The following is a 22,746-nucleotide window of genomic DNA, read 5'->3' on the forward strand; positions in this document are numbered from 1 at the left end:
GATTCCTCTTTAATTTAGCGAATATTGGCGTTGCTGATTTGAGGTATGATATCAGTTCTGGAGAAGAGCGCTAACAAAAAACTTTCTCTTCTACTACTTTCTTCTTATTTCTTCCCTCCTGAGTCCTGACTCTTGACTCCTAAAAAATTAATATCATACACTAATTCAGCTATGCCTTTAGTCATTTTCCAGCTTGATAGCAGATGTGCTAGAAATAGCCAAATACATTCCAAATAAAATTACAAAGAAACTTACAACAGTCAAAAAATTCAGGCTTTCTGAGAAAATAGCCCAACCTTCCACCGCACTGAGAGCAGGAATAATCAACGCCACTAAGCTACTAAACCCGGCAGATAACTTTTTGAGACAATAAGCCCAAAGTCCCATAGCAAGCATTTGACTAACGAGAGCTTGGGCAATTACTGCAAACCACCCATTTATCGAAGTTGGGAAAAGTTGCTCTTTGGCAATTAGAACAACAGGTAACATAAATAGAAAACTTGTTGTTGTAGACCAAGTCATAATAGTGACAGGGCTTAAATTACTACGGAGTCGCTGAATGACAAGTGGATGTATTCCAAAAAACACTGCTGAGAGCAAAGCTGCTAAACTTCCTAATAGTTCTTGGCTCATCCTCAATGATAACAGTTCTTTTGCTTCTAGTAAAGTTGCTCCAAAAATCGCAACTACCATACCAATCAAAAATCGATTGTCGAAAGTTTGACCTAAAGCTAGCCATCCTCCTAAGACGGTAAATATTGGCACCAGATTATGAATCATACTAGAGTTAGCAATACTCGTTTGATTTAAAGACCAAGCCCAAAGCATTAGACCTACTGATATAAGAACACCATCTATTATTAGTAGCTTTGCCCTATTAACTAGATGGTGCTTTTGTTGTTCGAGTTGAGTTTCTTTATTTCGGTATCGATGGCGTACTGTCAATAAAGTATTTAGCAGCCAAAAGGCAACAGCGGCTATCCAAAAACGATTAAATGCTGTAGCGTTTGGTCCTATTTCCAGTTCGCTCAAACGGATAAAAATGGGTGAAAAAGAGAGACAGATTATGCTAGCTGTTAATGCAACTAAGGAATCTATCGGTAAAAATGAGACAAACTGTAGCTTTAATAATTTTGCTTGAGCATTCATCTTTTTTTTTCTAGGCTAAGTCACATGGGAATGATAATAACGATAAATTAAGGCTGCTGAATAGCCAGTGTCCTAATTAGAACAGGACTTACCCATGAGGTACGAAAAACTAGGACTTGAGATTGCTTCCCTAGACGGAAATACGTTGAGGTGCTTGTCACCCCTTGAGACTCTAATGTTTACTTATCTGTAGGGACGTTGCATGCAATGTCCCTACCCACTCCCCTACTCCCCACTCCCTAACTCCTCTGCTCAATAAAATGAGAAATGGTATTATCAAAATAATATGGGTCGCGCAACCCTGCCTTTTAAGGCGAAATGTTTTTGGAGGCTTGCTCAAATCCCCTACTTCCCCTCCTGGGAGGGGGAGGGGCGAGGGGTGGGTTAACTTCTGACTTTTGACTTCTGACTTCTGACTTCATTAAATCTTTGCTACTTGCTCTGATTTGCTGTACTTAAACAATGAACCACAAGCTACGCGAGTTCTCCCTGCTGCTGCACTCCACAGTTGCAAAGCCACATCTTCTAAACTTTGCCCATCAGCTTGAAGCATCCGAGAAATCATGCTAATTTTGCCGAAAGACCAAAATAATCCTGCTTCAAGCAGATATGGCTCATTGGTTTTTGCGTGTACTCGGAAGTCATACAAGGAGTAATCACGACATCCCAATGCAATATGAGCCTTCTTAGCACTATCGCCAAGTTTCTTGAATAGTTCTGGTGTGACATTCGCTGGACATACTGGCTTCACTTCTGGTTTCTCAGGTTGTTTTCCAGGAGTTCCGTCTGATTTTAGCTCCAACTTATCATGTACAGTTCTAATAGGGTGTTCCTCCGTGACTAAGTACTCTATCATCGGCAAGACGGACAACTTACCTTCATACTCAACCACACCTACACGAAATTCCCTTCCAGGAATATAATCCTCCACTAACAACGTCTCGTCTAGTTTAAACCCAACTTTCAATGCTTCCTCTATTTGAGATTCATCCCACACCAATGTCACACCCAAAGAATTGTCTTCCGAGGTAGGTTTCACTACAAAGGGCGGCTCCATTGTTAATTTATCTCCTCGGCGTAGTTGTTGTGCTTTGGCAACCAGGACATCAGATGCAGAAACAATGCTCCTTGTCTGTGCTTTGTTAGTTGCTAATGCTGTGCAATGGGATGGCGACCCAACCACGGGGATACCAATGATATCCTCAAATAAAGCCCTGAAACTGGTCATTCCAGGAAAGCAGAACATATGGGGAACTACTACATCAATCTGAGGTAGTCGAGGAATCATATCCTGGAGAGACATCTTTTCTGACAAGGAATCTAAGGATGTTCCTAACTGCCAAAGACTGTCAGGATTTACGACTGCATAGTAGCTACTGACACCCACTGGTTGTACTACTTCTTTGGCGTAGATTATTGATAAGTTGTAGTAAAAGTCAGAGACAATGGAACCTGCGAGGTGCAATACTCGTAACATTGGCATTGTCTTTAAGGATGAAGGTTGAGTCTGAGAAATTTTTTCTAATGTCATAATGGCGTTGTTTTGTTTCTATTAAATTAGTTAATTGTGTCCTAAATTTTAACAAAACAAAAAAAGTAGAAAAATTAATTTTTATTAATTTTGACTAGTTTCATATCACGAATATTAAATATATTACCAAAAACTGTAGGACTTTTCTAGGTGATTTTGTATTGAGTCTACTGTGGACTACAGCCAGACAATAACATCCCCTAGCTTCCACTTAAATATTACTGCATTTTTCTATTTTTTTTCCCCAATTATTTAGCCTAATATTCTGTTATTTTACTTTGAAGGTAGTTCTTTTTCATTAGTTTTCAATGTTTTATCTTCATCTGAAAAAAAACTGTAATTTTATCTTAGATGAAGCTAAACTAGTGCCGCTACACGGAAGTTAAAAGTCAAAACTTAAAAGTCAATCATTTTTGATTTGTAATTGTTTTAGGATTTTGTAACTGGTCAGTTATTTCCACCATCCTGCACTAAGGAGATTTTCAATCAAGTTCATAAAATAAAATTAAGGGGTTGCTGAATCAATGAATATTTAGGGAAGTTGACATTCCATGTACTTCCCTTATACCTTCCCTCCAACTCCTGACTCCTGACTCCTGGCAAAAAACTGAATCGCCGACAAATATCCCAAATGCGTTCTATAAATACTGATGATATTAAAGCTTCTAAATCCCCGAGTATTTCGTCTCTGGTTAATAATGAGATGTCATTTATTCTAGCAAAGCTCTCAACTTTTGCCTTCAATAAGAAGGTTCAACTTTCGGTTTGATAGCAGACCTACTAGAGATAGCCAAATACATTCCCAATAAAATTACAAAGAAACTTACCGAAGTCAACAAGCTAAGATTTTCTGAGAAAATTGCCCAACCTTCGACAGCGCTGAGAACAGGAATAAATAACGCAACTAGACTAGTAAGTCCAGCAGATAACCTTTTGAGAGAATAAGCCAAAAGTCCTATACCTAACATTTGAGCAACAACGGCTTGAGCAATAACTGAAAACCAACCAGTGAAAGAACTTGGAAAAAGTTGCTCTTCAACAATTAGAGCAAAAGGCAATAATAATAGAGAGCTAGTTGCCGAAGACCAAGTCATAATCGTGATTGGGTTGATATGAGATCGGAGTTGCTCAACTATCAGTGGGTGTATGCCAAAAAATACTGCTGAAAGTAATGCTGCCAAATCTCCTAGTAGTTGTTGGCTGACTCTTAGTGATAAAAGGTCATTCATTTCTAATAATGCAGATCCAGCGAGCGCCACAAACATACCTAGCAGAAATCGATGGTCAAAGGTTTGACTTAAAGCTAGCCACCCTCCTAAAACAGTAAATATGGGAACCAGATTATGCATCATGCTAGCGTTGGCAATGCTTGTCTGAGTCAAAGACCAAGCCCAAAATGTTAGACCCATCGAGAGAATAACCCCATCTGCTATCATCAGTAGCTTGGCTCTGTGAAGTAGATGGGGTTTTTGTTGATCTGATTGGATTTCCTTTTGGGTTTCCTTTTTTCGTTCTCGGTGGCGCACAGCCAAAAATCGACTCACTAACCCAAAGGCAACAGTCGCAATCCACAAGCGATTAAATATTGCGGCATTGGGACCGATTTCATATTCGCTCAAACGGATGAAAATTGGTGATAAAGATAGACATATCGTCCCACCCATTAATGCAGCTAAACAGTCTATCGGTAATGATAAGAATAATTGTAATCGTGATACTTTATTTGGAGCATCCATCTTTTTCCGTCTCGATCAAACTGATACAAAGTAGTACAATTTTTTTATTTACTCAACTCTCTAGAGTCGGTCAAAAAATAAACAATTCCATAAACAATAAAGCCTGTAGCCATACCGGGAAGTACTTCATAAATAGCACTAGATAACCCAAGTCCTAAATTCCAGGCTATGGAAACAATAATACCAATAATCATCATGGCGATCGCTACTGGCACACTTATAGGTTTTTGCCAAACCCGCAATACCAATAATGGGCCTAAACCACAAGCTAAAATTGACCAAGAGAAAATTACTAAAGCGAATACGTTATTGTCTCCTGTTAGGGCAATTACTAATACAATAGCTGTGACAACTAACGTGGCAATTTTAGCCATTCTATAAGAATTAGCTGTATTAGGAATCAAGTCTTGACTCAATGCAGCCGAACAAGATAGAATCTGAGAGTCTGCTGTGGAAATTGCTGCTGAAAATAATCCTGCTAACATTAACCCCACCATCACTGCTGGTAAAAGTTCCATAGATAGATAAGGTAATGCCAATTCTGGGTCACTTGATGTGATTAAATCTGGCAACAATGCTCTTGCAGTTAACCCAACACCGAAGGCTGTGGCAGAGTTTATTTGACCGCAGACAAATTTGATGTTTCGAGCAAAAGCCACATTCTCTGCGGAGTCAATTGCCATTGCTCGTACTAATATATGAGGCTGACCGACAGCGCCAAATCCTGCCACTATCCATCCCAAAAAGTAAGGGAAAAATCCCCAAGGCAGATTAGCGGGAATCAAATTTGTTAAGGTGGGGTCAATTGCATTGAGTTTTGTCCAAAGTTCTCCAAACCCACCACAGTTAATCAAACCGACTATACACAGAACTAATAAGGAGCCAATCATCAAAATTGCCTGCACTGAATCAGTCCATATAGAAGCACGAATGCCTCCTGAAAAACAGTATATAACGACAATTACAGCTCCAATGATAACTCCTAATTGATAGTTCCAGCCAAATATTGCATTTAGTCCTTTGCTTGCTGCTACCAGTTGAGCTGAAGCATAAGTACCGAGAAAAGCAATAGTAATTAAGGCTGAAATTATTGTAATCAAGCGCCCGTTATTTTTTCCTGACCTTAGATTTTCTTGACCGAGGAATGAGGAAACTGTATCTGAATTTGTTTGTTGAGAGACTAACCTCAACTTTTTGAATATCAACCACCAAGCAATATAGTCTCCTATTGCCCAAGCAACAGGTATCCAAATGGAAGCAACTCCTACTTTGTAGGTAAAGCCAATTACTCCAATGAATAAATATCCACTCTGACCTGTTGCCATTGCTGATAAAGCTGTCAACCAGGGATTAACATTTCTACTAGCAAGTAGGTAATCATTTGTTGTGTTTTGTTTTTGGGTTGCGGAGTAAATGCCTACTACTGTAAATGAAAGTAAAAAGGCAATAAATGTTATCGCAATCCAAATTTGTTGATCCATAAAAATTGATGATTTAACCTTAGTAGAAATCTGTTTTTTCTTTCTTAATTTCTGGTAAGCATTTAGCTGCCAGCTATCAGATCTCAGCTTCATTTAAAGCAAGCTAGTCCTTCTTGTACTTCAATTCTCTTGTTGAAAATGTAGTAGAAGTTAAACAAATGCTTGCTTCATTTATTCATTCATTAAAGAAAATGAGAGCTAAACGCTTACGGTTTCTGAGCTTACATTCTACAGAAATCCAATTTGTTAATCTCCGCCCAATTCTACTAATTTCCCAATATTAAAATCAATTCTTACCCACCCCTTTAATTTTTGCAGATTACCTAACAAAAGTAAAGGAATTTGCCAATGGTGTACCATCAAAAATGGTAAGGGGTCATTTATTTGAAAAATACCATCTGTTCCTTGAAAAATTCTGTTAATCCAAGTTTTTAATTGTCCCAAAGATCTAATTCCTGTCAGTCGCCATAATTCATGGTAAGTCCAATAAGTAGGTTTACTATTTGGCAGTGGTATTAGTGAGGCTTCATTTTCATCTTTACTATCTTTCAAATAAGCATCTGCTACTCCTGGATGGTCGTAAAATGTTGTAATAGCTGAGTGAGTTCTAGGATTACATTCTATGGGATAAACTCGACCATCTTCTGTTTGAATAAAGTCAAAGGATATTTGCCCAGTAATATTTAATTCTCTGACAAATTTTTCTACCCATTGATAGATTTGAGGTCTATCTACATGATGATAATTGACTTGAAATTCTGATGATTCGCAACAACAATAGAGTCTAACTTTACCCTTTCTGACAGTGCTATGGGTACAATATTCTTTGCCTTTCACAAATTCTTGCATAATCCAGGGTCTCTGTTCGCTAATCGGCAAACTATTGACAAATTCCTCCATTTCTGCTTTTGAATTCATGGGCAGTTTTGTCATATCTAAACGACGCACTGAATCGTAAGGGATACTTTTGAGAATATATTTACTCCCATCAGTAGCAAAGTCAAAATTGAGAACTTGTTCAGGATTTGTAATTAAAAATGATTTTGGTACAGATAAACCAAAACTTTTAGCTTTTTCAATAAATGTAAATTTATTATCTAATAGTTGCGTAATTTCAGCGTCAAAATGCAATACTTCACAATGTTCCGATATAAGTGGTTTTGCTAAAGATTCATAGTAGCTTCCTGCCGGACTAGAAACTGGAATAAATACATCTATCTTTTCTTTTTTAATAATCTCTAATAATCCTTGAGAATAGCCTTCCCAATCTTTTTGGGGAAAGGGTAATGTGTAGAAACCTGTAACAGCATTAGAAAATCTATTTCCTGATAACCAATATTTATTTGCTTCTAGCAGAAAAACTTTGTGCCCTGCGGCATGGAATGAACGGGCAAGTTGCAAACATTTTGTCATTTTTGCACCCGTAATTAGGATGTTTTTTGGGTTTTCAGCTACTACTTTTTTTTGAAAAGGTTGACTGATAAAATTCCATAGCAGCGATGGTATTACTTTCAGGAAATTGAAAGGTAAAACAATTAATAATAAAATTAGAGTGCCGAGATTTTGGAAAAGTGCATAAGCACGTCCTTGAACAAATAAAATTAGTGCCATGTTATTATTTATAATCAGGAAAAAAGTGTTAAGTTTTTGAGAATAAAAATTTAGCTGTAGAGGTAGGTCTAAGTATTAGCTTTTCTGTAGAGGATTATTATTTTTATCCACTAAAATAACTTGAGGACGATGTAGAAGTGCTTCTTCTGGTGTCATTTGAGCATAAGCGATGACTATTATCTCGTCCCCAACAGCATTTATTCGGGCTGCTGGACCGTTGAGACAGACAATACGACTACCCCATTCCCCTGGAATAGTGTAGGTTTCTAGCCGTGAACCGTTATTGACATTAACTACTTGTACTTTTTCATAAGCTAAGATACTGGCAGTTTTTAGTAGTTCTTCATCAATGGTAATTGAACCCTCATAATATAGTTGTGCTTCAGTTACTTTGAGTCGATGCAGTTTACTCTTAAAAATTGTCAGTAGCATTTGATTATAATTATTTATATCGGTAACACCTATGATGTTATATCATGTCAGGTAGCATCGGTATTGTATAGCAAGGGTAGGGAACAGGGAACAGGCAAGAATACTTAAGAGCAAGAAAAAAACTTAAATTCCCTGTAGATATTCACCTTTGGGTTTACACTAATGATACCAGCTGACATGATGTTACCGAATATTCAGGAGTTATATCCAATTATTTATTGGGTTAATAATATCCTCAAACCATAACTACTTTCGTTTAATAATAGTTACCCCATCTCGTAAAGGTAGCAAAACTTGTTCTACTCTGGTATCTTCTGCAACAAAACGGTTAAATTTAGCGATCGCTTCTCCATTAGCAGCACGCTTTTCTGATGGCAGATAAGGTTGTCCTTGCAATAAAGTATTATCAACACAAATAAATCCATTTGGTGCTAATAAACTTGTATCTAAGAGAATTCTGAAATATTCTATATACTCTTTTTTATCGGCATCAATAAACACTAAATCAAAAGTTTCTCCGGCATCTGCCAACTTTTGCATAGTTTCCAAAGCTGGTGCAACTTCGACTGATATTTTCTTCCCAGCGGGAGACTTTTCAAAACAAGCTTTAGCAAAGTCAGCTACATATTGATCGACTTCACAAGCAACTTCAAGTCCATCTTCTGGCAGCGCTTCTGCCATTGCCAATGCGGAATACCCGGTAAACATTCCTATTTCTAGGATACGTTTCGCCCCAGTCATGTGAACGAACATTTTGAGAATTTGCCCCTCAATATGCCCAGATAACATTTCCTGTTCTAACTGGCGCACTGTTTCGCCATCAGAAAATCGTAAATTCCAGGGTTCCCGGCGAGTCTTTTCTGCTAATGCTGCCAAAGCATCTGACTCCTGGGTAGTATTTTTTTCAATGTAGGGGTCAAGACCTTCTGCTAATTGGTAAGCATCTTTAATAGCCTCAGCAAGTTGGGCAGGTATTTCTACGGTTTCTGCCATCTTGACAGTTTTTTCAAGTTTTTCTACTAAAATACCCAATGGTGTAACTGGTCTGGCAGTGTTTGTATTTACAGTTTCTGTATTTACAACGGTTATCATATTTCTATTCCATTACTATTGGATAAGTAGAATGGGCAAATACTAAATCATCTATAGCATACGAAAACTAAGTTTTAGCCTAAGCATTACAAGGCTTTGAGATTAATTATCGCAGAGGTCTAATGAAAATTTTGCAGTCTTTGCCCACTATTGTTCTTTTTTTCAAAAGGGAGCAGGGAGGAATTTCTTGTTTTCTCCACCCCACATCACAACTTCTATTTATTTTACTCCAAACCAAGATCACTTAAATACATTTGTTCGCCTTTTCCTTCATTTGGCACAGAGGTACAAAAATTCTTATGTTCCTCCACAGCAGATATTAATAAGTCTGAGGGAACTTCTCCAGCAAAACTACAACTACCAATACCTGTAGGTAAAGGTGCCCATAACCCACTACTACCGCGCTTGCGACGCATATTTTTCTGTCCTTGAATCATCAAATCACTGTCTTCGAGGATAGGATGATAAACTGATAAACCAAGAGAAGAACATAGTGCAACTATTCTGTCGCGATCGCCTTTTTCTAACCAACCCATTTCCATTGCTAAGGTTGCTCCAAAAGCCATACCAATAGTAACAGCATGACCGTGCATCAATTTGACTGCCGGCTCAAATTTGGGACTCCAGGTGTGACCGTAGGCGTGGGGTCTGTCTTGATAGGTCTCGAACATATTTGTTCCCTCATGCTTCATGTAGGAATACAATGCTCGATAAATTACTTCATCAGCTACCTGGGTCAGTTCCTCATCCGCATCAAAGTTAGCAAAATGGGTTTCAATTAACCGTGGGCCGTATTCTTCTAGTAAATCAAATAGCACTGGGTCATCAGTTACTGCCATTTTGATAATTTCTGCCATCCCATTGCGGATATGACCTTTTGCCAGAGTACGGAATAAGCTACGGTCTACTATTGTTATAACTGGGGGATGATATGCACCGATACTATTTTTAAATAGCTGACCATTTGTGCAGGTACGAGGGGATGGTCCAGCATCAATAGCTGCAACAATAGAACTTCCGATCATCACATAAGGTGTTCGTCGGTGCTGCAAAGCACAGGCCAAACCTGCCACATCGCTGAGTACGCCACCTCCAATGATTAGTACAGGTTCGTTGCGGGATACATCACAGCCATCTTTACCTAAGAATTGGAGTATGCGCTGAACTGTTTCTGGAGTTTTGTCTGATTCCCATGCACGACAAACTAGAGTTTCTAGGGGAATCTCATTGTGCTTAAAGTAAGCTTGCAGTGATTCTCCATAAAGTTCATCGACCGTTTGATCGACAACTGCTACACAACGACCACGACTTTTGTAGATTTCTGCCAACACTGGGTTAGATGGGTTTAGTACTCCATATACCAACTTTACTTCTGACTTGAGAGTAAAGGTTGCAGAAATCTCAAATGAGCGACCATCTTCTACCGCTTTAATTTCTCCACGACCATCGTACCACTCTGAGGTTCGGTACTTCTTTGCATGATCGCGTCGAATACTGGGATCAAATGTGAAGTCTGGCTTGCTAATTTCTTCGGTTAATGCTGTAGGGGGTAATATTGTGTTGGTCATAATTTTAGTTAGTTAATGGTTTGCTCCGAAATTTTACTTCTTAATAACACACAATCGAAGTTTTTGGTTAAACTTAAAGTCAGTTTATCAGCACATTATTATAGTACACGAATTCAGTGGTTTTTAGGGATATTACTACTTGCTGAGAGCAGTTTTTTTTCATTAATGCTAATTCAACAACTAATATTTAACGATTAATCATTAGTAATCACCTTTTCTTCAAAAGAATATGACTGACTAATACCACTATCATCAAATCTTGCTACAGTAGTTTATTTTCCTGGTGAAAATATGGATATTAATACTGTAACCACCTTTGTATTCATTTGGTATCAAAAGGCATAATAATATTTTCTCTTGAAAGGATAGGCTTTAAACCTAAAATTATTAATCATCAATTATTCAGTGAATTTTTTTTGCTACTACAGTATTTCCGATCAGTGTACTCTAGTACTGAATGTAAATATTTTAGTACATTTACAATTAATTTTGATCGCTATCTAGGAAATATCTATTAAGTCCTTAGAAATACATTGAAGCAATTTTAGACATCATAAACATAGACAATCTTTGTATAATTTAAAGATTGACTGATGCTATAGACTTAAGAAGTCCTGTCGTCAGAGGTTAACTAGGTGCTAATAATCACTATTTTGTCAACACCAAAACCTATTACAGTTTCCTTATTTGATAGCAAAACTGAATTGATGTCACCATTGGTGTTTTCTTGTTATTTTACTTGTGATCAAAATTATAGCAGAAAAACGATACTCTTGTCGATCTTCTAACTTCCACTTCAAGTTACAACCGTGATTCACGTTTTGATCTGGATTTAACGGCTGCTTGATAGGTATTGTGTTTAGCATAGTTGTCAAATCCTTGTATTAATGACTAATTGACTGACTTGGTAATTTTAATTATGGCGACGTGAATCTAATTTACATTTATGTTTGCGATCGCTTTTTATTCTTTACCACTTGGAATTATAAATTACTTCGTACTGAAGGAGTATTTTAGTAATGCTACTAGAATAACTAGCTTAATGTGTGCCTGAAGGCAGGCAAGGTAAAAGTTCTACATTTTCAACACTGTTAGGAGGTTGGAACTTTGTGCCTCACTTTTAGGGAAGTCACCCTAGAAAAATACTTCATTATCTATGAAATTGTATTAGTGAGGAATGCGTTTTCTCCAACTTTCCAAACTTCATTTCACTATCTTGAGGTTTTAGCCAACACATTCTCAAGGTTTACTGTGTAGCTATTTTCCCCATTCATTCAATAAATTTGGTAGAGCCGTTAGATCACCAAGATATACTGACGTTTTTAGTAATATCCTTAAATTAGGGACATTCAATTTTTTGGACTGTACTAATAAATTCACTTTTGGTTTGCAATGGTTAGGTCATGGCTCTTCAATATGTTAACTATTGTTCTCGTTTGTTAGTTTAACTCTTGATTCGTATCATTTTACTTAATATTAAGTAAATCTTTATTAAGTTTTAATAATTATACATAAATTTAATTAATATTATGCATATATATGATGTTTATATGATATAGTAAATATTTTGATTACCTTTTTTTTTAAGACCATAGCTTTTACTATAGCTAGAAATACTTAGAACTACATCAGCAAAGTGTGGAATAAGTAATATCATGTCTGGAATAATAACCCTGAAAAAAACTTTCTCATCCTTCTTCTTTTCCTCCTATATAAGCTATTTGGTATCTTGACCTTGATAATAATTTTGAGCCATGGAGTCGTCCGTGAGATAGAGGCAATAGGAGAAAAAGGTGGAAAAATATTTCCATACTCCTCCATAAAGAGTCTGGGGAGATGGGGAGTGTGGGGATATGGGGATATGGGGATATGGAGACCCACCCCTAACCCCTACCAGGATGGGAATATTGAGAAAGATTTGGCAATGGCGCTCAGATGGAAAATTTCTTTATATCGAATTAAACGGATTTGATATAATTAGGATCTTTAGTTTTGCTGTATTGCTATGTTCGACTATAAACCCAAATTCAGTTGAAGTAAGGGATTTAGCCGACACACTAATCTTTGCCAATATCATTCCATAATGTCCAACTCCTTAATACTCGGTATGTTCGGTGGGTTACAGTGGACAGTTAAGATTTTGGTTCGCGACTCATAATTATTGTTGCCTAACCCACCCTACGCCTGGATTTAACATTCCTTTTACAAACAGTCTCTTATAGTTATTACTCCATAACAGAAATATATAAATATCTCTAAGAAGTTATCTAATAAAAAATGGCAAATAAAGAATATCTCGCCCTACTTAATCGGGATGTAATTACATGGAATGAATGGAGACAGAAAAATCTACATCTACAAGCAGATCTTACTAATGTCAACCTCAGAGGTATTAACCTGCAAGGTATTAATTTTCAAGGAGTAAATCTCACAGGAGCGAATCTCTGTTTAACTCAATTAAAAACAGCTAACTTAAGATATGCTAATTTAACTTCAGCTCAACTGATTCATGCTAACCTTACTTCTATTAATCTTCAGGGAGCTAACTTAAGATATGCTAATTTGATTTCTGCAGATCTAAGACAGGCTAACTTAATAGATGCTGATTTAGTTGGTGCAAATTTAATTGGAACTGATTTACAAAATGCTATTTGTCGATATGCTGATGCTACTTCAGCAGACCTGAGAAGAAGCAACTTAGCCAAAGCAGATTTAATAGAAACTAACTTCAGTTATGCTAATCTTAGTCATGCTAATCTCCATGAAGCTGAATTGATTGGGGCTTATTTTTACCAGACTAATTTAGACAAAGCTAATCTGATTGAAGCTCATCTGAGTAGAATTCATTTATCAAATGCTTCTTTAAAGGAAGCAAATCTTTATAAAGCAGATTTTAGGTTTGCAAACCTCAAAAAAGTTAATTTTCTAGGTGCAAATTTGAGGGGGGTTTATTTCCGAGGAACTAATCTAAGTAAGGCTATTTTAATTAGAGCTGATTTGAGAGGTGCTGATTTGAGAGGTGCTGATTTGAGAGGTGCTAATCTTACTGATGCTTTGATTAATGATATTAACCTTTCTGAAGCTAATCTTCAGGAAACAATTATGCCTAATGGTAAAGTTAATTATAATGATGAAACTTGATATTTTTAGTATTTTAACTATGTAGTATAAATACCATTTATGTTTGAGATATGAACAGGGAATTCAATATTTTAGAAAATAGGGAAGAGGTGTAGATTTGAAAAAGTTTTTGTAAGCAGAAAAAATAATAATCTAATTGAAAAACTCATCTAAAAAGATGATAAATCATATTAATTAAAATTTCAGACATACTCTAAGACCGAGAAAATCAAAAAACTAAGTGCTAATGACAAATTACAATATTATTCGCTAGGGCCTTCTAATATTTCTTGTACTTCATTATTAGTTTTGCCTAAAATTCTTGCTATAGGTCCTACTAAGTTTGTATCTACTGCTTTGCCTGCATAAATATCTTTGAGTTGCTCAGGAGAAATTTTATGAATATCACAAAATTTAATAAACTCATGGCCACTAACCTGCAGTTGTTCTTGCCTTTCTCGCAACAAGAGGGCTACCGCTCTTGGTCCATATTTAGGTCGTTCAGCCAGAGCTATATATTTCTGCATTAAGTCATTGACTCTACTTCTTTTTCCTCCCACCCTTCGCAGTAAATCTAGACAAGCTAGCCTTAAAGCTTTGTGTAGCCTTTCCTGCTCATTCATAACTTCTAGAATTTCTTCGGCATATTCAGGTTTACAAATGCCCACTAATTCTCCATCATTTAAAATTGGCACATAGAAACCCATTCCACATTCCCAAGATAATTCTTCATTGGTAGTCATGCCCAAATCTCCTACTTTTCTTTAATTTGCTAGAATTAGAATACTTTACTACGTTATATCAAATTCATTTCTGAGCTGCATAGAATAATATACAACCCATATTCCGCACCACAAAATGTAGTATAGAAGAAGGAGTAAGGAGTCAGAATTTACGAGAAAATCATAGCTACAGTGATTGAGTAAACAATCAAGCAAGTATTTATGATTAATTATTTACTCGGGATTTGATGAACGAAAAAAGTAATTGAGATGATTTGCATAGTATGAATACCTACCAAGCTACAGATTTTTATAATACTTTTAATGTTACAAATCGAAGTGCGGAATGTGGGATACAAGACTTATGGCGTTGCACAGTGACAAATGATTTTAGATTTTTGATGAACAATATTTTGGGTTTGAGAATTGCTAAAATGATTAATATTAGGTTTTTTACTCAAAATCTAAACTAATTTTTGGCAATATCATTCCATAATGTGCAAACCCAGACTTATATAATGTTCGGACGGGTCAGTTATAAATATGGTTTGCTGATTAAATCTCAAAACATTGACAGATAAAGGCTTTAGTCTTTTTATTGTCGAAAAAATTGCCTGGTTTTCAGTGCCTCAAGCTCATGCTTATGAGCATTTTGAGCAGACAAGGGCAGAAAAATCAAGGGACAAAACATCCAACTACCTCCTCTATAATTCCCATTTCTCCTGACTCAGTCCTCCCTTGACCATGCATACTTTTTCAGCAAACCCTAAATAAAATTGGTGTTGCTGAAATTTAATGGTAAGTAGCTGAAGGTAAAATTGAAAAACTTATGTTTTACATAGCTAAAAGTCTTATACTATCAGCTTTTTATCCCCCATATTGCCTGTTCCTGCGCACAGCGCTATACTTGCTAATATAAGCATATTTTATAAAAAAAACGAGAACTTTGTCCTCGCTTTTTGAGTGATATTGATATTATGTGAATAAGTCCATTTCACAAAATGTCAATTAGACTGACATTGGAGTAGATGTGGATGCTGCCAACTCTTGCAAACGTTCCTGCTGGTCTTGGGTAATACAAGCTTGAATTACATTTTCTATATCTCCCTCAAGAAGAGGTGCAAGGGAAAAGTTCTGACTCAAGCGATGATCTGTCACCCTATTATCTTTATAGTTATAAGTCCGAATTTTTTCTGAGCGGGAACCAGTACCTACTTGCGATCGCCTCATCGAACTAACTTCTTGTTGTTGCTCTTGTAGCTTAATCTCATAAAGTTTAGCTCGTAAAATTTGCATTGCCCTCTCTCTGTTTTGTAGCTGACTGCGCTCCTGAGTACAGAAAATTCTAATTCCTGTGGGTTTATGAAATAAATCCACAGCAGTTTCCACCTTGTTCACATTTTGTCCACCTGCTCCACCAGAACGAGCCGTTGTTAGTTCAATATCTTTTGCATCTATTTCCACTTCTACATCATCCACTTCTGGCATAATGGCCACCGTTGCTGTTGAAGTATGTACCCTCCCACCTGCTTCTGTCACTGGAACTCTTTGAACCCGATGAACTCCTGCTTCAAACTTCAGCTTACTATAAACCTGTTCTCCCTTAATCTCTAAAATTGCTTCTTTAAAACCTCCCATATCTGCTAAAGATTCACTCAGTAAACTCACCTTCCATTTTTGAGTTTCTGAGTAACGGGAGTACATTCTCACCAGATCCCCTGCCCAAATACTAGCTTCATCCCCTCCTGTACCAGCTCTAATCTCCAACATAATATTCTTATCATCGTTGGGGTCTCGTGGTAGTAGGGCAATTTTCATTTGAATTTCCAGAGATTCCAGCTTGGCTTCCAATTCCTCTACTTCCATTCTGGCCATCTCTTCCATTTCTTGGTCGCCACCAGCTTCTTTCAAGATTTCCTTAGCATCCGCTAATTCTTGCTGACTATTTTTCCACTCTTCATAAGTATTTACCACCTCTTCTAATGAGGAGCGTGCCTTAGCTACTTTTTGGAACTCAGTTGGATCTTTTGCAATATCTGGATCTGCTAAACGTAGAGTTAATTCATTGTAAGTTTGCTCAACGGATTTTAATTTTTCTAGTAAATATGTTTCAGCCATTGTCAGTTGTCCCTTGTCTTAATTAGTATTTTATTTATGGGGAATTTTTGTGAGATGTTGATGTTAATTGTTGTCCATAAAATATTACAGACAACTAATTAAGGACAATTGACATTCCAGCTATTTTTTATCTTTACTCTTCTTAGATTTAGAGCTTTTCCCTCCATCTTTTTTACTATACTTACGCATAAATCTCTCAACTCTTCCTTCAGTATCAATAATTTTCTGAGTACCTGTAAAAAAGGGATGATTTCCCGACCAAACATCAACATTAATCTCTGGTTTTGTAGAACCAATTGTCATTACTACTTCACCATTGCAGTAAACTTTGGCTTCTGGATACCACTCAGGATGAATTCCAGCTTTAGGCATTTTCTTTACTCTACTTAAAATTACAAATATTTTTTCTATACAATATCTTAGCTTATTGCACTGAATTGACAAAGCTAATTTTGTGCATTCAATTGTTGGGTTGGGGGCGGGTTCATCTAAATAATTTGTAACACCATTAACTTAATGCAGAACCCGCCCCTACTACACTATTGCAAAATTTTAGATGTGTCATACCAATTTTATAAATTTTTGCTACAAATATTTGGACTGTTTCGAGTAGTCAATAGTCAATAGTCAGTAGAAGTAGCTTTTATTCTCATTTTTTGCCATGAAAAAATCTATTATAGTAAATTTGCATCTGACTTAAATTACTTTAGTTGACTAAACTATTCGTAACATTCTTTTTTCAAATTGGTATCACACCACTAGGGCCTGTCATCAATTAGAACTATAAGCTTTGTGAGTCAAGGTTTTTAGCGCCTGTAGTCTTTCCCAGCCAAAAGTTCAAAACTCTTGCTACATAGTACTTTCAGATTTAATTGATGACACGCCCTACTATAGCGCTATTGAAAATTTTATCAAAAGACATCTGGTGAAAATCAAAAATCAAATCAATTCTTATCCATAAATTATCAATTATTTCTCCCTGTTCCCTGTTCCCTGTTCCCTGTTCCCTCTTTTGGTGGAGATGTCTAAAGTTTTTGCCAATTATCATCAATCTTGTAACAATTGGCAATTTTTCAGTATATCATCGTTTAGAATATTGAGGTGCTTTACGAGCTTTGCGTAAACCATACTTTTTCCGTTCTTTTGCCCGGGGGTCGCGAGTCAAATATCCTTCTGTCTTGAGAGGTTTACGATTATCTGGGTCTAACTGGCACAAGGCTCTAGCAACGCCTAACTTAATAGAATCAGCTTGTCCTGTTAACCCACCTCCTGTAGCTTTCACGAGAATGTCATATTCATTTTCCAAACCTAAAGTCTCTAGTGGAGCTTTTGCAGATGATAAATAACCATGATTATATTGTAGGTATAACTCACCATCCTTACCATTAATAATCAATTTGCCTGTACCTGGAACTAGGCGTACTGAAGCGATCGAAGACTTACGACGACCAGTACCCCAATACATAGCACGGCCACTTTCTTTTGCTTGCATTATTTTTATTCTCCTGGAGTAGTTTCAATAATTAACGTTTCAGGTTTTTGAGCTTGGTGAGGATGGTCAGGCCCTGGATAAACTTTTAGTTTAGCATGAAGTTTTCTTCCCAGAGAATTTTTTGGTAGCATTCCGAAAACTGCCTCCTCAATAATTCTTTGAGGCAAACGAGCTTGCAACTTAGAAAAAACCTCTGTTTTCATACCTCCTGGCCTTCCTGAATGGCGCCGATAAAGTTTCTGACTACTTTTTTTACCAGTTACATTCACCTTTTCAGCATTAACGACAATCACAAAATCTCCTGTATCGAGATGTGGAGTATAAGTAGGTTTATTCTTACCCCTAATAATCATCGCAATAGCAGTAGCTAATCGCCCTAAACGCTGTTCTTTAGCATCAATAACATACCATTTTTGCTCTAGAGCCTTCAGTGGTGGAACGTATGTTGTATTCATAATTTACTTAATTTAGTTGTTTTTTTACTGCTTATATTGGCTTTTATTGTCAGTTTAATCTGATTGAATTATTTGCTCAGTTTACCCAATTGTCAGTTATTATTCTTTGATACTTAATCAGGAATTACGCATTTTTCCGACATAAACACTATATGTACCATAGTGCTATAGTTTTTATCTACTATATGTAGTGCCTTTGCGTAATTCCTGTTAATGGAAAGTCTCAATAGAGATACTTATAGCGGTTTTTTAGAAAGAAGTCTCCAGTAACAGCAGTGAGTAAACCAGTTTCGCAACATTTTAGGAGTGACTGAATCCATCAAAGTAGCGATCGCCTGCTCTAATCAATAAAAAATAAATTGAGGCATATTATTATACCAAACTTCTTGAGTAAAAGGAAACTCCAGATAACCAACCCGCAATAAACAGAGGCCACTAGCCGGAGCTGAGTGCTTCACAACATCCCTTCTTTGATTAACCCAGATATCTGTAAAATTTTTCACAGATAGCTTCTGTTGACCCACTTGAATGAGTAACCCCACCAATAATCGCATCATTCCATATAGAAACCCACTAGCTTGAACCTCTATATGAATAAATGGCCCCTGACTTTCACACTTAACCTCTTGTACATCTACCCAAGAATGAGGACGAGAAGAGCCAGCTCTTTGAAAAGCAGCCAAGTGATGACAGCCAATTAAAGGATTCAAAGCTGCTTGAATCAACAATGGATCTAACTGTGCTTGATAGTAATGCCAAACAAAAGGCATCACAAACAAATTAGGCCGTTTTTCTGTATATAGGGTGTAGCGATAACGCCGCGAAGTTGCAGAAAATCGAGCGTGCCAGGTAGATTCAACTTGAGCCGAACTTGCGATTAAGATATCATTAGCTAGCCGTGAATTGAGAATAGTAGCCCACTTATGGGCAGGAATTGGGCCTGGAACATCGAAATGGGCTACTTGTGCTGCGGCATGAACTCCCGCATCTGTTCTTCCTGCACCATGTAATATTACAGACTGGTTAACCACAGAAGAAATAGTATTTTCAATCTCTTCTTGTACAGTTCGTTGATTTGGCTGTCTTTGCCACCCATGAAAATGAGTGCCTTGATATTGAATTACAAGAGCAACACGCTGAACTAAAGGTTGGTTATTAGCCATGGGAAAGTTGAAAGTTTGTGACATACTCCCACAATGCTGATCAAGAATCAGATGTAGGCTTCTCAGGGACTTCTCTATGAGAACATTGACTGAGCTACCAAGGGATGCCCCACCTCTCTAAAGCTTAAAAGTCAATCTTTGTCACCATTAAATTTTTACTATTAATAAAATGGTCAAGTACTAACTTTTTCTGATTGATTTCCCAACTATCTCTTAACTATAGACCTTAAACCAGTTCAATAATTGCCATTTCTGCGTTATCTCCACGACGGCGAACAGTTCTTAAAACACGGGTATAACCTCCATTACGAGAACCGTATCTATCCTGTGCTCCTTCAAATAGAGAGTGAACTAGCTTTTTGTCATAGATATAACCTAAAGCTTGTCGGCGAGCTGCTAACGATCCATCCTTTGCCAAGGAAATCATTTTTTCTGCTTCTGACTGTACAGCTTTAGCACGGGTTTTTGTGGTAGTAATCCTACCATGACGGATTAATTCAGTGGCTAGAGACCGCAGAAGAGCGCGACGCTGATCTGCTGGTTTTCCTAGCTTTGGAACACGACGACTATGACGCATGACTACTTTGAGTATCTAAAATATTTGAGCTAATTTTTTCAATTTGTGTTTCCGTACTGCTACTAACAGCTTCAAAAACTCAGTCGGTCATCTTTGAAAGCAAATAGTATTTCAGATTGACATTTTTGATGCCATTGACAAAAACTGGTTTGAATTTCTAACTTTTGGCCTCTAAGTAGCTTTAGCAACTTTTTCTTGAGGCAAAGTTATTCCCAAGCGTTTCTGTAAAGCTTCTATAACTTCCTCAGCCGATTTTTGACCAAAGTTTTTGATCTCTAAAAGGTCTTCTTGACTGTACTCCAGTAGGTCTGCAACAGAGTTAATTTGCGCTCTTTTCAGACAGTTATAAGCCCGAACCGATAGTTGTAATTCTTCTATTGGAATCTGACTTGTTGGGTCTGTAGGCTCTCCTGATGGAGCCTCTGCCATATTAGTAATATCTTTAAGTGGCTCAAACAAACTCATTAAGATACTAGCAGCATGACTCAAAGCATCTTGAGGTGTGTAACTGCCATTTGTCCAAACCTCCATAATAAGTCGGTCTTCTTCTATAGAGCTACCTATACGAGCTTCAACTGTATAGTTAACCTTACGAACTGGCATAAAAATGGCATCAATTTGCAGAAAATCAAGAGCTGTAACATCATCGCGAGTACGATCTACCGCTCTATAACCAGTCCCTTTCTCAATTCTAAACTCCATTTCCAGAATTGACCCAGGAGATAGGGTAGCGACATATTGGCTGCGATCGATTATTTCTACCTCCGAAGGTACATCAAAACGATCTGCAGTTAATGTTGCTGGCCCTTCTATCCTGACTCTACCAATTTGTGGTTGGTTGGAATGGCTTTTGAGAACAACCTCTTTCATGTTCAGTAGGATCTCTAGAACATCTTCCCTTACCCCTTTGATTGTGGCAAATTCATGATTAACCCCAGCTATCCTCACTGATGTAATGGCTGTTCCTTCTAAGTTAGATAGTAGAACCCGCCTCAGTGCATTCCCTACTGTTGTCCCTTGACCGCGAGCTAGTGGCTCTATAATAAATTTTCCGTACTGACTACGATCTTTGTCAGTTTTAGACTCTATACACTCGTAATGAAACTGCGCCACGGAGTGACCTCCCTTGAACATTGAACCCCAGAGTTAATAATTTGATTAGACTCTACGCCGTTTTGGTGGACGGCAGCCATTGTGAGGAATTGGGGTAATATCTCGGATCAAAGTTATCTCTAGTCCTGCCCCTTGTAAAGCCCTAATAGCAGTTTCTCTTCCTGCTCCAGGACCACTAACCATTACTTGAATCTGACGCATTCCTTGGTCGTTAGCTCGACGTGCTGCGCTTTCTGCTGCTGTTTGTGCGGCAAAGGGAGTTCCTTTTTTTGCTCCTTTGAAACCACTAGAACCTGCTGAAGCCCAAGAAATTACTTCACCATTCAAGTCAGTAATGGTTACAATTGTATTATTGAAGGTAGACTGAATGTAAGCCACCCCATTGGGCACATTCTTTTTTTGCTTTTTTGCACCTGTTTTTTTACCTGGTTGTCGTGCCATATTTGTCTTTATGAGTGGTATCTTAAGGTAATAATGTACTTTTCTCAGAACAAGTTGACTTATTTCTAATCTTAAACTTATAAGAATTGTTTACTTTGATATAGCTTTAAAAGCTATGCTATATCCTTATATGACTAGCTAGAAATATTGTATTTTGGTTTTACATGACTTAATGTCTGAGAAATAAACTTTTTTGCTGGCTATTGAATTTTTAAATGCTATACTTTTAGTAGTAATACCCACATTTTACTTACATATGAGAGATGATTTTTTTGCGCCAGTAAAGTTTTTACTTTTATTTACTAGAACTATGAGTCTAGAGTTTTTGTTGTAATATCTGAAGTAGCAGATTTTTTGTGTTTCAACCCTGGCAAGTTTTTCTCACTTAAGTCAACAGACTTAACTATAAATAATTCTTTTTTCTCCTTAATTTAATAGTTATAATTAGACAATAACAATTGACTTTCAGAGTTGATCGTTTAATTCGATTAATTTCTTTTCAATCTGACTGAATTACATTACTATAATCACTGTCAATTACTCATAATTTCAGATCATTTGCTATTATTAATAGTATTAATAATTTGTTTGTACTTAAGTAAGCTATACAGAAATAGAATTAAGACTTAAGTAGATAATCAAATCAAATAATACTCAGTAGCAAGTAAGGCTTTAACTAAATTGTTCCCCCCCTTTGGCGAGCTTGGTCTTTACTAATGATAGTAATAGCTTTACTTGACATCCTCCCGGCGTTGAATCTAAAGATTACAACGCGGGATTCCTAACCATCACAGGTTAGGTCTTTCTGCTTAAATGCAAGCCCTCCGGAGCTTAATCCTTTCAGGCCTTACAGTCACTCCACAGACTGACACTGCGAGTCCCGCAGCCTTCTTGACATCCTCCCGGCGTTGAATCTAAAGATTACAACGCGGGATTCCTAACCAT

The 22,746-nt window shown here is 37.1% G+C and carries 20 protein-coding genes; 3 read left to right on the forward strand and 17 right to left on the reverse strand.

What is annotated here, in order from left to right; genetic code table 11:
• Positions 1–177: 177 nt before the first annotated feature.
• The 8 genes from D5R40_RS05300 to D5R40_RS05340 all read right to left on the reverse strand — a co-directional run bounded on the left by D5R40_RS05300 (position 178) and on the right by D5R40_RS05340 (position 10,600).
• Positions 178–1,149, reverse strand: a complete 972-nt coding sequence (locus D5R40_RS05300) for a DMT family transporter (protein ID WP_124143155.1) — start codon at positions 1,147–1,149, stop codon at positions 178–180.
• A gap of 421 nt (positions 1,150–1,570) precedes the next feature.
• Positions 1,571–2,680, reverse strand: coding sequence for a D-alanine--D-alanine ligase family protein (locus D5R40_RS05305; RefSeq protein ID WP_192901034.1), 1,110 nt, complete (start codon positions 2,678–2,680; stop codon positions 1,571–1,573).
• A 740-nt stretch (positions 2,681–3,420) separates the two neighbouring features.
• Complete coding sequence (locus D5R40_RS05315) at positions 3,421–4,416, reverse strand: DMT family transporter (protein ID WP_124154324.1); 996 nt, start codon at positions 4,414–4,416, stop codon at positions 3,421–3,423.
• A gap of 44 nt (positions 4,417–4,460) precedes the next feature.
• Positions 4,461–5,990 carry a sodium/proline symporter gene (locus tag D5R40_RS05320; RefSeq protein ID WP_240041545.1) on the reverse strand — a complete coding sequence of 510 codons (1,530 nt, stop codon included), beginning with the start codon at positions 5,988–5,990 and terminating at the stop codon, positions 4,461–4,463.
• A 153-nt stretch (positions 5,991–6,143) separates the two neighbouring features.
• Positions 6,144–7,508, reverse strand: coding sequence for an ATP-grasp domain-containing protein (locus tag D5R40_RS05325; protein WP_124143153.1), 1,365 nt, complete (start codon positions 7,506–7,508; stop codon positions 6,144–6,146).
• A 75-nt stretch (positions 7,509–7,583) separates the two neighbouring features.
• Positions 7,584–7,940 carry an aspartate 1-decarboxylase gene (panD, locus tag D5R40_RS05330; protein ID WP_124143152.1) on the reverse strand — a complete coding sequence of 119 codons (357 nt, stop codon included), beginning with the start codon at positions 7,938–7,940 and terminating at the stop codon, positions 7,584–7,586.
• A gap of 246 nt (positions 7,941–8,186) precedes the next feature.
• Complete coding sequence (locus tag D5R40_RS05335) at positions 8,187–9,032, reverse strand: O-methyltransferase (protein ID WP_124154325.1); 846 nt, start codon at positions 9,030–9,032, stop codon at positions 8,187–8,189.
• Between the two features lie 224 nt (positions 9,033–9,256).
• Positions 9,257–10,600 (reverse strand): sedoheptulose 7-phosphate cyclase, encoded by a 1,344-nt coding sequence (locus tag D5R40_RS05340; RefSeq protein WP_124154326.1) that lies wholly within the window; start codon positions 10,598–10,600, stop codon positions 9,257–9,259.
• 1,747 nt (positions 10,601–12,347) lie between these two features.
• Here D5R40_RS05340 and D5R40_RS34645 point away from each other — a divergent pair.
• Together D5R40_RS34645 and D5R40_RS05350 are read left to right on the forward strand one after the other, a co-directional pair.
• A complete protein-coding gene (locus D5R40_RS34645) occupies positions 12,348–12,572 on the forward strand; it encodes a hypothetical protein (protein WP_124143149.1) in 225 nt (74 codons plus the stop codon).
• 305 nt (positions 12,573–12,877) lie between these two features.
• Positions 12,878–13,741, forward strand: coding sequence for a pentapeptide repeat-containing protein (locus D5R40_RS05350; protein ID WP_124143148.1), 864 nt, complete (start codon positions 12,878–12,880; stop codon positions 13,739–13,741).
• 242 nt (positions 13,742–13,983) lie between these two features.
• Here the strand turns inward: D5R40_RS05350 and D5R40_RS05355 are convergent, their stop codons facing one another.
• Positions 13,984–14,463, reverse strand: a complete 480-nt coding sequence (locus D5R40_RS05355; RefSeq protein WP_124143147.1) for a hypothetical protein — start codon at positions 14,461–14,463, stop codon at positions 13,984–13,986.
• Between the two features lie 263 nt (positions 14,464–14,726).
• Here D5R40_RS05355 and D5R40_RS05360 point away from each other — a divergent pair, with 263 nt between their 5' ends.
• A complete protein-coding gene (locus D5R40_RS05360; protein WP_124143146.1) occupies positions 14,727–14,915 on the forward strand; it encodes a hypothetical protein in 189 nt (62 codons plus the stop codon).
• Between the two features lie 535 nt (positions 14,916–15,450).
• Here the strand turns inward: D5R40_RS05360 and prfA are convergent.
• From prfA to rpsK, 8 genes are all read right to left on the reverse strand, one after another.
• Entirely contained in the window at positions 15,451–16,560 is a 1,110-nt protein-coding gene (gene prfA, locus D5R40_RS05365) for a peptide chain release factor 1 (RefSeq protein ID WP_124143145.1), read from the reverse strand.
• A gap of 120 nt (positions 16,561–16,680) precedes the next feature.
• The gene (gene rpmE / locus D5R40_RS05370) at positions 16,681–16,932 is read right to left on the reverse strand and encodes a 50S ribosomal protein L31 (protein WP_124143144.1); all 252 of its coding nucleotides are present in this window, start codon (positions 16,930–16,932) and stop codon (positions 16,681–16,683) included.
• Between the two features lie 709 nt (positions 16,933–17,641).
• A complete protein-coding gene (rpsI, locus tag D5R40_RS05375) occupies positions 17,642–18,052 on the reverse strand; it encodes a 30S ribosomal protein S9 (RefSeq protein ID WP_124143143.1) in 411 nt (136 codons plus the stop codon).
• A gap of 5 nt (positions 18,053–18,057) precedes the next feature.
• Positions 18,058–18,507 carry a 50S ribosomal protein L13 gene (gene rplM / locus D5R40_RS05380; RefSeq protein ID WP_124143142.1) on the reverse strand — a complete coding sequence of 150 codons (450 nt, stop codon included), beginning with the start codon at positions 18,505–18,507 and terminating at the stop codon, positions 18,058–18,060.
• 344 nt (positions 18,508–18,851) lie between these two features.
• Entirely contained in the window at positions 18,852–19,694 is an 843-nt protein-coding gene (truA, locus tag D5R40_RS05385) for a tRNA pseudouridine(38-40) synthase TruA (RefSeq protein WP_338043123.1), read from the reverse strand.
• A gap of 202 nt (positions 19,695–19,896) precedes the next feature.
• Positions 19,897–20,247, reverse strand: coding sequence for a 50S ribosomal protein L17 (rplQ, locus tag D5R40_RS05390; protein WP_124143141.1), 351 nt, complete (start codon positions 20,245–20,247; stop codon positions 19,897–19,899).
• A 171-nt stretch (positions 20,248–20,418) separates the two neighbouring features.
• Complete coding sequence (locus D5R40_RS05395) at positions 20,419–21,381, reverse strand: DNA-directed RNA polymerase subunit alpha (protein WP_124143140.1); 963 nt, start codon at positions 21,379–21,381, stop codon at positions 20,419–20,421.
• 24 nt (positions 21,382–21,405) lie between these two features.
• Positions 21,406–21,801, reverse strand: a complete 396-nt coding sequence (gene rpsK / locus D5R40_RS05400) for a 30S ribosomal protein S11 (protein WP_124143139.1) — start codon at positions 21,799–21,801, stop codon at positions 21,406–21,408.
• Positions 21,802–22,746 lie beyond the last annotated feature (945 nt).

The sequence above is a fragment of the Okeania hirsuta genome, assembly GCF_003838195.1.
GTDB classification, from domain to species: Bacteria; Cyanobacteriota; Cyanobacteriia; order Cyanobacteriales; family Microcoleaceae; genus Okeania; species Okeania hirsuta.